Raw genomic sequence first — 13,076 nt, 5'->3', positions numbered from 1 at the left:
GTTGCGCGTTGTCGGTATCAGGGGGCGCGATTACTCTTCCGGCCATGCTCCAGAACCTCGGGTACTTCATCCTCTTGCTGGGCGTGCTCGTGACGGTGCACGAGCTTGGCCACTTCCTCGTGGCCAAGGCCTGCGGGGTGAAGGTCCTCAAGTTCTCCATCGGGTTCGGGCCGAAGCTCATCGGCTTCACCAAGGGTGAGACGGAGTATCAGGTGGCGCTGCTGCCCCTGGGCGGCTTCGTGAAGATGGCCGGCGACCTGCCCCACGAGGAGCTGTCGCCGGAGGAGGCGTCGCGGGGCTTCCTGGCGCAGCCGCCCTGGAAGCGCGGCCTCATCGTGCTGGCGGGCCCGGCCTTCAACCTGCTGTTCCCCATCCTCGTCTACTTCTTCGTCTTCCTGGGCCCCCAGCAGACGCTGTCCACGCGCGTGGGCATGGTGTCGCCGGACATGGCCGCCGCCGCCGCGGGCATCCGCCCCGGAGACCGCATCCTCTCCGTGGAGGGCGAGCCCGTCCGCACCTTCGACGACATGCGCGACGCGTTCGTCGGCAAGTTCGACCGGCCGGTGCCCATCACCCTGGAGCGCGAGGGCCAGCAGCGCGTGGTGGAGGTGACGCCGGAGAAGAGCTCGGAGACGTCCCCGGTGGACACCGTCGAGCGCGGAATGATTGGCGTGAGCCCCTATCCGCAGCCGCCGGTGGTGGGGGTGCCCGAGGACTCCGCCGCCGCGGCCGCGGGGCTCAAGACCTTCGACCGCGTGCTCGCCGTCAACGGCGTGCACGTCCAGGACGAGGCCGCCCTCTACCGTGAGGTGGCCAAGGTGCCGGAAGGCACCCCCATGGCGCTGACGGTCGCGCGCCTCCAGCCCGTGTCGGTGGGCGCCGTCACCGGCCGGATGCCGGAGGTGGTGAAGGTGTCCCTGCCGCGCCAGTCCGGAGAGGGCGCGGCGGCGCTGGGCGCGGAGGCGGTGGACCTGTACGTGGCGAGCGTGGCCCCCGGCAGCGTGGCGGAAGGCGCGGGCCTCGTTCCGGGCGACCGCATCGTGGCCATCAACGGCATGCCGCTGAAGTCCTTCAACAAGCTGGCGACGGTGCTCAATGGCCTGCAGGCCCAGCCCTTCACGCTCACGTGGCGCGGCGAGAAGGGCGAGCGCACGGAGAAGCTGGCGCAGGCCCCGCTCAAGACGCGCGATGACTATGGTCAGACCAGCGCCCCGCTGGTGTTCGGCGTGCGCCCCTGGGGCTTCAGCACCGCGGACCTGCCGCCGGTGGAGAAGGTGACCATCGACCTGGGCCCCGTGGCGGCGTTCAAGGAAGCCGCGCTCATCGTCCCGAAGATCGTCGGGCAGATGGTCCAGGTGCTGGGCGGGCTGGTGGTGGGCAAGGTGTCGCCCAGCACGATTGGCGGCCCCATCATGATGTACCAGCTGGCCGCGAAGAGCGCCGAGCAGGGCATGGACAGCTTCCTCAACCTGATGGCCATCATCTCCATCAACCTGGGGGTGATGAACCTGCTGCCCATCCCGGTGCTGGACGGCTTCCACCTGCTGTCCGCGGCGTGGGAGGGCATCCGCCGCCGCCCCATCCCCGTGCGCGTGCGCGAGGTGGCGAACATGGTGGGCCTGGCGCTGCTCATCCTGCTGATGCTGCTGGCCGTGACCAACGACGTGACCCGCTAGCGAGGTGGTGATGCGAGGACGGACCGCGCTCGTGCTCCTGGGGATGGGACTGCTCGCTGGCTGCGCGTCGCGCGCGGCGAAGCCCCAGCCGCCGGAGACCTCCCCTGGCGGCGATGACGGCACGAAGGTGACGCGCCGGGAGAAGATGCCGCGCAACTACCTGGGGGAAGGACTCGCGTCCTTCTACGGCCCCGGCCTCCATGGCCGGCCCACCGCCAGCGGGGAGCGGTTCAACCAGAACGCGCTCACCGCCGCGCACCGCACGGAGCGCTTCGGCGCCTGCGTGAAGGTGCTGAACATGGAGAACGGCCGCCACGTGGAGGTGCGCGTCAATGACCGCGGCCCCTTCGTGGATGGCCGCGTCATCGACGTGTCGAAGGCCGCGGCGAAGGCGCTGGGCATGCTGGACACGGGCCTGGCGCGCGTGCGGCTGTACCGCTGCGCCACGCACGTGTCGCAGCTTCCGGTGGATTTCTGGGTGGCTCCGGCCTGAGCCGGGGCCCCTGACGAAGAACTCGAGAAGGGATGTCGCCTGTGTTGCTCGCGCTGGACACCTCCACGCTGACCTTGTCGCTCGCCCTGGTGGAACGCCGGGGGGAGGACGTGCGCGCGGTGGAGCACGTGGTGGTGCCTCCGCCCGAAAAGCAGAGCGAGGCGCTGCCCGGTGTCGTCGGGGAGCTGCTCCAGCGCCACGGCCTGAAGCTCCAGGACCTGGAGGGGCTGGCGGTGGGCCTGGGGCCGGGGTCCTTCACCGGCCTGCGCATCGGGCTGGCCACGGTGAAGGCGCTCGCCTACGCCACGGGCCTCAAGGTGGCCGGCGCGTCGTCGCTGGCGGCGGTGGCGCTGGAGGGGCCCGAGGGCGTGCCCCTGTTCTGCCTGGCGGTGGCGCGCAAGGACGACCTGTACCTGGGGGCCTACCGCCGCGTGGGCCACGCCGTGGAGGCGCTGGCGCCGGAGACCGCGATGTCGCCGGAGGAGGTGGCCCAGCGGATGGCCGCCGAACCTGAAGCGGTGGCGCTGGGGCCGGCCCTCGCGGACTACCGGCAGGCGCTGGAGAAGCACGGCGTCGCGCCGCACCGGCTCCTGTCCGGCCCCGCCTTCCCGTCCGCGGTGGAGGTGGGGCGCCTGGCGCGGCTGCCGGAGGCGTACTCCCAGCAGGCGCTCTTCGCCCTGGAGCCGCACTACGTCCGGGCGTCGGAGCCGGAGCGCAACCCCAAGTTCCCGCCGCTGCCGGGCCCCGCGCCCACCGCGCGGCTCAAGGAAGATTGAAGGGCTGCCCGTCAGGGGCGTGCGCGTCGTGCTCGCGCGCTGGGGGGCGGTGACGTAAAGGAGCCCATCATGAGAGAGAACCTTCGGATTGCCGTCGTGGGCGCCACGGGCGTGGTGGGCCGCGAGGTGCTGGCCGCGCTGTATGCCCGCGACGTGCCCATGGAGCAGGTGCGGGCCTTCGGTTCGGAGCGCTCCAAGGGCCTGGAGGTGGAGTACGGCGAGGACTCGCTGGAGGTGGAGCAGGCCTCCGCGGACGCCTTCCGCGGCATCCACGTGGTCCTGCTGGCCACGCCGGCCGAGGCGTCCCGCACGCTGGCCCCGGCCGCGCAGGCCGCGGGGGCCTGGGTGGTGGACGCGAGCAGCGCCTTCCGGAGCGACGGCAACGTGCCGCTCATCCTGCCGGGCTTCAACCTGGAGGCCCTGGGGCCGGGCTTCAGCTTCAAGGGCCGGGTGGTGAGCCTGCCGGGCATCATCACCAGCGCCACCGTGCACCTGGTGGAGCCCCTGCGCCGCGCGTTCGGCGTGGTGCGCGCGCAGGTGACGGCGCTGATGGGCGCCTCCAGCGCGGGCGTGCGCGGCATCGCGGAGCTGGAGAAGCAGACGGCGGACCTGCTGTCCGGCCGTGAACCAGAGCCGCAGGTCTTCCCGCACCGCGTGGGCTTCAACCTGGTGCCCCAGGTGGGCGGCTTCATGGTGAACAGCCCCTGGACGGAAGAGGAGGGCGGCTGGACGCTGGAGGCCGCGCGCCTGTTCTCCGCCCTGGGGGAGACGCCCGTACTCGCCGGCACCGCGGTGCAGGTGCCCACCTTCCACGGCCACGGCCTCACCGTGAACGTGCAGCTCAAGAAGCCCGGCCCGGTGGAGCAGGTGCGCGCCGCCCTGAAGACGTCCCCGGCGCTCAAGGTCCTGGATGCCCCGGGCGAGCGCATCTACCCCATGCCCATGCTGGTGATGAGCGACCCGGCCGTCCATGTGGGCCGGGTGCGCGCCTTCCCCCAGGCCCCGGAGTGGGTGACGCTCTTCGCGTCGGTGGACAACGCCGGCCGGGCCGCCGCCCACCTGGTGGATGCCGGCCTGAAGCTCGCCGAGCGCCCCGCCTGACAATTTGGCAAAGCCCCCGGGGACGCCTTGCCTGTTTGGCGCGCGAACCCGGGGTTTTCGCTGGGAAACGGGCTGTCTGGACGGGGGTTGTGGGTGGCCCCGCCCTTGCTAGCCTCTTCGTTCATCCATGCGCCTTCTCATTACGGCTCTCCTGCTCGTCGCGTCCACGGCCGTGGCCCAGAGTGGGCCTACCGTGACGTTCACGAGCTCGTCCTCCACCTCGGGCCTGACCATCCTCGTGCCCAAGAGCGATTGCGGCACACAGCGTCGCTTCAGCTTCACGCGCAGCGGGAACATCTGTGGCGGATCGCTCTTCATCTATGTCACCGAGAAGAGCTGCGGTTCGGAGCCCGGCACCACGGACCTCAAGCTGGAGACGCTGTCAAACTCCAGCGCGACGAGCGGCACGTTGATCTTCAGCGTGGCGGATCTGCTCGCCGCGAGGGGAGCCGGGTCGACGTGCGACACGCAGGCGGCGGATATCTCCTTCAACCTGTGCGCGTCCGCGCGCCAGACGAACAGCCTGCTGGAGTGCCAGACGGCCTACACCAGCGTCGGCACGCCGGCCTTCGTGGTGGATTACGACCCTGAACCGCCCGCGACCCCCGTCATCGCCAAGGTCATCGTGCGTGACTCGGCGCTGTCGGTGCAGGTGGATGGGGCGGAGGATGACTCCACCATCGCGGTGGAGGCGGCGATGGTGGCGGCGACGAGCAGCGACGCGGGTACGGGCGACGCGGGCACGGGCGATGCCGGGACGCAGGATGCCGGAACGGATGACGCGGGCACCGCCGACGCGGGTCCGGACGCTGGCGGGCAGGGGTTGGTGGGCGCGCTGGCGGTGGAGGGCACCACGGGGCCGGTGACGCGCGTCACGAAGGCCGCGGGCGAGGGCAACGTCGTGCTCACCGGCCTGGTGAACGGCGTGACGTACCGGATTCAGGCGACCGTCACGGACGCCGCGGGCAACGTGAGTCCTGGCTCCGCCACGGTGGACGCCACGCCGGTGAAGAGCAATGGTCTGTTCGATAAGTACATCGAGGACGGCGGCGAGGAGCGCGGCGGTTGTGCCGCGACCGGTGGAGGCATCGCTGGCGGCGCGGTGCTGGCCGCGCTGAGCCTCTGGCTGTCGTCTCGGAGGAAGGTGTCATGAGCAGCAGGGCAGTGGGCCTGGGAGTCGCGGCGCTTCTCTTGGCGGTTCCAGCGGTGGCGCAGGAGGTGACGACGCCCACGCGCTCACCGCGCACCGGCGCGGTGCTCTTCCGAGGGGGCGGCTACAAGCCACGCATCGACAGCGAGAAGGCCCTCAACGGCGCGACGCCGTACGAGGACACCTTCGGGGATTCGTCGCTGCTGCTCATCGAAGCGGAGCTGCAGCGGTTCTTCTACCAGGGCATCGGCACGGCGGGCCTCGGGCTGTCGGCGGGCTACGCGGAGAAGTACGCCAACGCGCTGCTCGATGACGGCACCCCGGCCGCGGACAAGTCGGCGCTGAAGGTGGTGCCCCTGCAGCTCAACGCCTTCTACAAGTTCGACTACGCGGCCTTCCGCTGGGGCATCCCGCTGGTGCCGTACGGCAAGCTGGGGCTCGTCCTGACTCCGTGGTGGATGACCAAGGGCACGGGCACCGAGATCGTCGATGGCAACAAGGCCAGCGGCGCCAAGTGGGGCTACGCGGCCACCGCCGGCGTGTCGTTCCTCCTGGACGTGCTGGAGCCGCGCTTCGCTCGCGACTTCGACTCCGACCTGGGTGTCAACCACTCGTACCTCTTCGCCGAATACACCTACGCGGAAGTGAACAACTTCGGCGGCAAGGGCCTGAACCTGGGGAGCCGGCGCTGGAGTTTCGGGTTGGCGTTGGATTACTAACGGTACGCCCATGGCGTCCCGTCCCCGCGCGCTCCCATCCCCGCTTCCGCTGTTCCTGCTGATGGCCGCCGTGGGGCTGGGAACCTCCGCCTGCCACGGCGTCCGGCCCGACCTGGGGCCGGAGCGCACGCTGGAGGCGGGCGTCCCCGAGTCCTTCGGCTCCCAGTCCCCGAAGGCGCCCACGGTCACCTGGGACTTCGGGGACGGAACGCCGCCCCAGACGGCCGCGGGCGCGCGCCATGCGTGGGCCACCGCGGGCCGCTACACGGTGCGGGCGCTCGACGGGCAGAAGGAGCTGGCCCGGGTGGTGCTCACGGTGGTGCCGCGTCCGGTGCTCCGCGCGGTGCCGGCGGACGCGCAGACGGTGCTCTGGGTGCCTCGCCTGCGCGGCAACGTGGAAGGGCTGATGGGCTTCTACGAGCGGATGGTGGGCGCCGCGAATGCCCGCCGCACGCTGGAGGACGCGCCGCTGGTGCCGCTCTTGCTGCGCGGCGTGTCCGGCGGCCGCTCGGAGGTGGACCCCGAGGAGGGCTTCGGCTTCTTCCTGCTGCCGGACTTCGACGGCGTGGTGGCGCTGCTGGGGGTGACGGACCCGAAGGCGGCCATCGCGGCGGTGTCGCGCGAGCTGCGGAGCGCGGGCCATCAGGTGCTGCCCCGCGAGGACGGAAGCGCGCGGGTGGATCCGGTGGATGGCGGCCGGTCCATGCTGCTGTTCGCGGACCGAGGCTACGTGTACCTCGCGGTGCCGGATTCGCCGGACGCGCCCGCGCCTGGGGAGACGGTGAAGGCGCTGGCGGCGGTGGAGGAGTCGGCGGACGTGGAGCGCGTGCGCCGCCACGTGGAGGCGCTGTCCGGGCCGGGCATGGCGGAGAACGTGCTCCTGGCGGAGCTGCGCGCCAAGGTGCGCGATGGCAGCGTGTTCCTCTTCTCCTCGCCGCCGGTGCCAGAGGCGGAGAAGGAGGACATGCCGGTGCGCGGCTTCTTCGGCGCGCTGGCGGTGCAGGCGGATCAGGCGGAGCTGGACGGCTTCCTGTCGTCGTCGCGACCGCTGCTGGGCGAGACGCGGGGCCCGGCCTCCGCGCTGCTGGGGCGCGCGGCGGTGGGGCCGGTGGCGGCGGCGCAGTTGTCGGTACCTCCGGAGGAGCTGGCGAGGCTGGTGTTCGGCTCGCCGCGGTCGCCCCGGCGCGAGCGGACGCTGGAGCGCTGGCGCAAGCAGGGGCTGGACGCGGAGCCGCTGCTCAAGGCGCTGCGCGGCGACGTGGCCATGCTCGTCTACTTCGACGCGGCGGCCTTCTTCCAGAGCTTCGTCCGCAACCCGCGCCCCGCGCCCAAGGGCACCGTGGTGATGGAGGCGGGCCTCACCGGTCTCGAGCCCGTGCTCAAGCTCGTCCAGAAGCAGCTTGAGGACAACGCGCTCGTCTTCCAGAAGGAGGCGCAGGGCAACACCACGCGCTTCCGCACGCGGCTGCTGGAGCAGCCGGTGTCGCTCACGCTCACCCCGGAGCGCGCGACGCTGGAGGCGGGCGAGGTGCTCTCCGGCCGCGAGTCGGGGGACGTGGGCCGGACGCTGCGCACGCGCTTCGGCGGGGATGCGTTCGGCCCGGGCCACCTGTCGCTGATGGTGGACATGGGGCAGCTGAAGGCGGACCTCGCGAGCGCGCGTTCGGTGCCGGGCGTGGGGGCGGCGCAGCTGATGGCGAGCCAGGTGTTCGTGACGGCGCTGCTGGAGCGGCTCACGCCGTTCGAATACGGGTTCCTCGACTTCTCTCCCACGGAGGGTGGGGGCCGGCTCCAGGGCCGCGTGGTGCTGCGCGAGCGCTAGGGACGCCAGGAGGCGCACAAGGACATGTCCATCACGGTGCTGTACTTCGCCGCGGCCCGCGAGCGCGCGGGGGTGTCGCGGGAATCCCTGGACGTGCCGCCCGGCGCTCGCGTGGCGGATGTGCTCGCGCTGCTCTCCGCGCTGCACCCGTCGCTGGCGCCGCTGCTGCCGCACCTGCGCGTGGCGGTGGAGCAGCAGTTCGTGGGGCTGGACTCGCCGGTGTCCCCGAACGCGGAGCTGGCGCTGATTCCGCCCGTGGCCGGCGGGGCTCCGGGCCTCTTCGCGGTGGTGGACCGTCCGCTCCAGCTCGCCCAGGTGGTGGACGCGGTGGCGGGGGAGACGGCCGGTGGGCTGGTGACGTTCTCCGGCGCCGTGCGCAACCAGACGCAGGGCCGGCGCGTCCTCCGGCTGGAATATGAGGCCTACGCCCCCATGGCGGAGGCGAAGCTCGAGGAGATTGGCGAGGAGGTCGCGCGTTCCTGGCCGGGCACGCGGTTGGCCATCGTGCACCGCGTGGGCACGCTCGTGCCGGGGGAGCTGGCCGTGGTCATCGCGGCGGCCTCCGCGCACCGCAAGGAGGCCTTCCGCGGCTGTGAGCACGCCATCGAGCGGCTCAAGCAGGATGTGCCCATCTGGAAGAAGGAGTTCTTCGAGGACGGCGAGGTCTGGGTGGGGCTGGGGCCCTAGCTAGCGCACGCCGAAGCTCGCGGGGACGGTGACGCGCGTGCCGCCGTCCTGCTTCTGCGTCGTCTTCTCCGCCTCCGTCAGCGGACGCAGCGGCTGATCCAAGCCCATCGCCTTGCGCCGGGCCTCTTCCTTGTCATGGGCGGCCTGCAACGCCCGCGCGTTGTTCGCGGCGATGCGCGCCGGGTCCGGCCCCATGGCGAGGAACGCGATGGGCGCGCTCAGGAAGAGGATGGCCACGGTGATGAGCCACGCCACGTCGCGAACGCGGAAGCGGCCCGCGCGCTCCTTCACCACCGAGGGCTGCACGAGCAGCCTCAGCTCGCCCTCCATCAGGCGCAGCGTCATGCCCTCGCGCAGCTCCACCGACGCGCGGCCCGGCGCGCCCGTCAGCTCGTCCGGGGCCACCGGCTGGAAGGCGTCGTCCTTGAGGCGCTTCTCCACGCGGGCGGACGGGGGCACGTGGATGCGCCAGCCCTTCGGCGTGCGCTCGGCGAGCAGGAAGGGCTCCTCTGGCAGCGTGAAGCCGTAGAGGGGCAGGGGGGCCGTCTCGTCGGGCGCGGCGTGGACCTGGCCCAGCTCGGGGCCATAGCTCCAGGCCTCCGCCAGGGAGGTGCCCCAGTACAGCTCGCAGAAGAGTCCGCCGTCCGCCACGGAGGCGGAGGGCGCGGAAGGGGTGGGCATGGTCGGGCGGGAGCATAGGGCCTTCGGAGCCTCGGGGCCCGGCTTCCCACGCCCGGGCGTCCCCCGGCCGACGGGCGGCCGGACGCTCAGGCCCCCGTCAGGTCCTTGAGGAGCGTCTCCAGCGTCTCGAAGTGCAGCGGCTTCACCAGGTGCGCGTCGAAGCCCGCGGCCTTGGAGCGCTGACGGTCGGATTCCTGGCCGTAGCCCGTCACCGCCACCAGCTTCAGGGGGCGCGGCTCCTCCTGCTGGCGCAACAGCCTCGCCAGCTCATAGCCGTCCATCACGGGCAAGCCGATGTCCAGGAGCGCGATTTCAGGGCGGAAGTCCTTCGCCGCCTCCAGGCCGCTGGGGCCGTCGTAGGCCACGTGCGTCGCGCACCCCAGGAACTCGAGCGATTCGGAGAGCACGTCCGCCGCGTCCCGGTTGTCATCCACGATGAGCACGCGCGCGCTCACCTGGGCGGGCGCGGGCGTCATCCGGGCCCCGGGCTGGAGCGTGGGCAGCGCGGCAGGGGCTTCCGCCTCCAGCGCGGGCAGCCGCACGGTGAAGGTGCTGCCGCGCCCCCGGCCCGCGCTCTGGGCGCTGATGGTTCCCCCGTGCAGCGTCACCAGGCTGCGCGCGATGGCGAGCCCCAACCCCAGCCCGCCCTGGGAGCGGTCCAGCGCCTGGTGCTCCTGGACGAAGAGGTCGAACACGCGCGGCAGCATCTCCGGCGCGATGCCCACGCCGGTGTCGCGCACGCTGACGACCAGCTCCTGGCCCTCGCGCGTGCCCGTCACGGCCAGGAAGCTGCCCGGCTCGGTGTACTTGGCGGCGTTGGTGAGCAGGTTGGCGAACACCTGCGCGAGCCGCGTGGGGTCCGCGTCCAGGTCGGTGCCGTGCTCGGGGAGGTCCACCTCCAGCGTGTGCTGGCGCTGCTCGATGAGGGGGCTCGTCTGCTCGATGGCCTTGGCCACCACGTCGGTGAGCGAGGTGCGCTCGCGCTTGAGGGTGACCTTGCCCCGGGTGACGCGGCTGACGTCCAGCAGGTCGTCCACCATGCGCACCAGGTGCGTCACCTGCCGCTCGATGAGGGTGCGCTCGCGCTCCGCGGCGGTGTCGCCCCGCAGGCGCATGAGCTGGAGCGCGGTGAGGATGGGGGCCAGGGGGTTGCGCAGCTCGTGGCCGAGCATCGCCAGGAACTCGTCCTTGGCGCGGTTGGCGGACTCCGCCTCGCGCCGCGCGGTGGCCAGCTCCGTCACGTCGAAGACCACCACGATGATGGCCTCCACCTGCCCCTGGGGGTCGCTCATGGGCTGGTAGACGAAGTCGAAGAAGATCTCCTGCGACGCCAGCTCCGGCGAGTGGCTGAAGACGACGCGCAGGGAGCGCCCGATGTAGGGCTCGTTCGTGCGGTAGACGGTGTCCAGCAACTCGTAGATGCCCTGGTGGGCCAGGTCCGGCAGGGCGTCCCGGATGCCCTTGCCCATCACGTCGCGGTTCGCGATGAGCCTCAGGTAGTTCTGGTTGGCGAACTCGTAGACGTGCTCCGGGCCGCGCAGGATGGCGATGCCCACGGGCGCGTGCTGGAAGATGCGCGCCAGCCGCTCGCCGTGCGCGGCCTCCAGCTTGCGCAGCCGGGAGCGGGTGAACTGCGCGGTGACCCGCGACAGCAGCTCGCGGGTGGAGAAGGGCTTCACCAGGTAGTCATCCGCGCCCGCGGACAGTCCCTCCTCCTGGGCCTCCTCTCCCGCGCGGGCGGACAGGAGGATGACGGGCACCGTGCGGGTGCGCTCGTCGGCGCGCAGCGCCTGGAGCAGCCCGAAGCCGTCCAGGCGCGGCATCATCACGTCGGACAGGATGAGGTCCGGCGGACGGGCGAGCGCGGCCTCCAGCGCGGCCTCGCCGTCCCCGACCGCCTCCACCGTCCAGTGGGCGCCCAGCAGCCGGCTCACGTACTCGCGCATGTCCGCGTTGTCGTCCGCGAGCAGCACGCGCCCGCGCTCCTCCAGCGCGCGCGCGGAAGCGCCGCCGTCCGCCGGCGGTCCGGTGTCCTCGTCGGGCACGGGGGGCGTCCCCACGAGCCACCCCAGGGCGTCGCGCACGTAGGGGTCCGTGCCCGCCGAGAGCGGACGGTGGCCGCGCGCGGACGTCACCTGCTCCGAGGGCAGATGCGCGAAGCCGGTGGGGATGCGAACGGTGAAGGTGGTGCCCTGGTCCAGCTCGCTCTGGACGGTGAGGGTGCCCCCGTGCAGGCGCACCAGCTCATGCACCAGCGCCAGTCCGATGCCGGAGCCTTCGTGGGAGCGCGCGCGGGCGCCGTGGACGCGATGGAAGCGCTCGAAGAGCCGGGGCAGTTCGTGCGCGGGGATGCCCGTGCCGGTGTCGGTGACGCACAGCTCGATGTGCCCGTCCCGCCACGCCTGCGCCACGCGGATGGTGCCCGTGAACGTGAACTTCAGCGCGTTGGACACCAGGTTGAGGACGATCTTCTCCCACATCTCGTGGTCCACCCAGGCCGGCTCCGGCAGGGGCGGACAGTCCACGTCGAGCACCAGGCCCGCGCGCTCGATGGCGGAGCGGAAGGCGCTGGCGAGCCCGGCGGTGAGGGACGCGAGGTCGGTGGGTTCGTAGGCGGCCCGCACGCGTCCGGCCTCGATGCGCGCGAAGTCCAGCAGCGTGTTGACCAGCTTGCGCAGGCGCACGGCGTTGCGGTGCACCGTCTCCAGCGACTCGCCCTGGAGCGTCCGCTGGGGGCTGGAGAGGGCGTCCTCGGTGGGCCCCAACAAGAGCGTGAGCGGCGTGCGCAGCTCGTGGCTGATGTTGCTGAAGAACGCCGTCTTCGCGCGGTCCAGCGCGGCGAGCGCTTCCGCGCGCTGGCGCTCCTCCTCGTAGGCGCGGGCGTTGGCGACCACGGCGGCGACCTGCTCGGCGGTGAGCTGGAAGAAGGCGTGGTAGTTCGCGTCGAGCAGGCGCCGGGGGCTGACGCCGCCCACGAGGAAGCCGGAGGGCTGGGATTGGCCGGGCCGCGTCAGGGCCCGCACCACGGCGAGCGCTGGCGGGCTGTTCCAGCGGCCCCCAGGCAGGCCTCCGATGCGCTGGGCCAGCCCCTCCACGACGACGGCCTCGCGTGAGCGGGCGGCCTGGGCGAAGGGCCAGTCGGCGGCGGACTCGGCGGAGAGGGATTGCTGGACGGGCAGTGCCTCCAGCACGGCGTCGGGCAGCAGGCTGCTGCCCGCGCGGCGCGCGGTGTCTCCGTTCGCGTCCAGCAGGTAGAGCAGGGTGAAGGGCAGGTCCAGGTCGTTGTCCGCGAACACCTCCAGGCAGGTGCGGCACGCCTGGTCGGGGGACTTCGCGTCGGCGGAGCGGGCCGCCAGGTCGCGCAGCATGCGCAGCTGCCGGTCGTGCTGCACCTCCTCCGTGGTTTCGCGCACGGTGACAAGCACGCCGCCGACGCCGCCCTGTTCGTTGGGGATGGGGCTGTACGAGAACGTGTGGAACGTCTCTTCGGTGAAGCCCCGGCTGTTGATGAAGAGCGCCAGGTTCTCGCTCCACGTCGCGGGGCCTCCCTCCAGCACGCCTCGCGCCATGGGGCCGACGACGTCCCAGATCTCCCGCCACATCGCTTCGCCGGGGGCGCCCAGCGAGCCGGGGTGCTTGTTGCCGAGCACCGGGCGGTAGGCGTCGTTGTAGACCTGGATCATCTCAGGGCCCCACCACATGAGCATGGGGAACCGGTTGTTGAGCACGACGCCGACCATCGTCTTCAAGCTGACGGGCCAGTCGCGCGAGGGACCCAGCGGCGTCCGGGACCAGTCCAGCGAGCGCACCAGCGCGCCCATCTCACCGCCGCCCGCGAAGTGGTGCTCCTCGGAGGGGGGGCGGGATGGGGGCAAGGGCAGGGGCATGCGGTTCTCTTGGCGGCGCGAGGTGAGGGGGACTGCCTCGGCTTCTGCTTCTATTGGTGCACGTGGGCGCTCGCAATCAACGGC

At 72.0% G+C, this 13,076-nt stretch carries 10 protein-coding genes; 8 read left to right on the top strand and 2 right to left on the bottom strand.

The genetic code is table 11. The annotated features are described in order from the left end of the window. Nucleotides 1–44: 44 nt before the first annotated feature. The 8 genes from rseP to FOF48_RS05750 all read left to right on the top strand — a co-directional run bounded on the left by rseP (nt 45) and on the right by FOF48_RS05750 (nt 8,424). Entirely contained in the window at nt 45–1,676 is a 1,632-nt protein-coding gene (gene rseP, locus FOF48_RS05785) for an RIP metalloprotease RseP (protein WP_143899165.1), read from the top strand. A 10-nt stretch (nt 1,677–1,686) separates the two neighbouring features. Further along, the gene (locus tag FOF48_RS05780; RefSeq protein WP_143899164.1) at nt 1,687–2,169 is read left to right on the top strand and encodes a septal ring lytic transglycosylase RlpA family protein; all 483 of its coding nucleotides are present in this window, start codon (nt 1,687–1,689) and stop codon (nt 2,167–2,169) included. Between the two features lie 32 nt (nt 2,170–2,201). After that, nucleotides 2,202–2,945, top strand: a complete 744-nt coding sequence (gene tsaB, locus FOF48_RS05775; protein ID WP_143899163.1) for a tRNA (adenosine(37)-N6)-threonylcarbamoyltransferase complex dimerization subunit type 1 TsaB — start codon at nt 2,202–2,204, stop codon at nt 2,943–2,945. A 69-nt stretch (nt 2,946–3,014) separates the two neighbouring features. Continuing rightward, on the top strand, nt 3,015–4,046 hold the full coding sequence (locus FOF48_RS05770; protein WP_143899162.1) for an aspartate-semialdehyde dehydrogenase: 1,032 nt from the start codon (nt 3,015–3,017) through the stop codon (nt 4,044–4,046). 127 nt (nt 4,047–4,173) lie between these two features. Then, the gene (locus tag FOF48_RS05765; RefSeq protein WP_328700781.1) at nt 4,174–5,199 is read left to right on the top strand and encodes an MXAN_2561 family MXYO-CTERM-anchored protein; all 1,026 of its coding nucleotides are present in this window, start codon (nt 4,174–4,176) and stop codon (nt 5,197–5,199) included. Next, nucleotides 5,196–5,915, top strand: coding sequence for an MXAN_2562 family outer membrane beta-barrel protein (locus tag FOF48_RS05760; protein WP_143899160.1), 720 nt, complete (start codon nt 5,196–5,198; stop codon nt 5,913–5,915). The genes FOF48_RS05765 and FOF48_RS05760 overlap by 4 nt, the downstream gene beginning before the upstream one ends. Nucleotides 5,916–5,925: 10 nt before the next feature. Then, the gene (locus tag FOF48_RS05755) at nt 5,926–7,737 is read left to right on the top strand and encodes a PKD domain-containing protein (RefSeq protein WP_143899159.1); all 1,812 of its coding nucleotides are present in this window, start codon (nt 5,926–5,928) and stop codon (nt 7,735–7,737) included. A 24-nt stretch (nt 7,738–7,761) separates the two neighbouring features. Next, nucleotides 7,762–8,424 carry a molybdenum cofactor biosynthesis protein MoaE gene (locus FOF48_RS05750; protein ID WP_143899158.1) on the top strand — a complete coding sequence of 221 codons (663 nt, stop codon included), beginning with the start codon at nt 7,762–7,764 and terminating at the stop codon, nt 8,422–8,424. Here the strand turns inward: FOF48_RS05750 and FOF48_RS05745 are convergent, their stop codons facing one another. Next, the gene (locus FOF48_RS05745; RefSeq protein WP_143899157.1) at nt 8,425–9,105 is read right to left on the bottom strand and encodes a hypothetical protein; all 681 of its coding nucleotides are present in this window, start codon (nt 9,103–9,105) and stop codon (nt 8,425–8,427) included. An 86-nt stretch (nt 9,106–9,191) separates the two neighbouring features. Continuing rightward, nucleotides 9,192–12,992, bottom strand: a complete 3,801-nt coding sequence (locus tag FOF48_RS05740) for an ATP-binding protein (RefSeq protein ID WP_143899156.1) — start codon at nt 12,990–12,992, stop codon at nt 9,192–9,194. Nucleotides 12,993–13,076 lie beyond the last annotated feature (84 nt).

Origin of the sequence: Corallococcus sp. Z5C101001 (genome assembly GCF_007352635.1) — a bacterium.
GTDB lineage: Bacteria > Myxococcota > Myxococcia > Myxococcales > Myxococcaceae > Corallococcus > Corallococcus silvisoli.
Note: the sequence above shows the minus strand (reverse complement) of the source record. Positions and strands in the feature narration are given on the sequence as shown.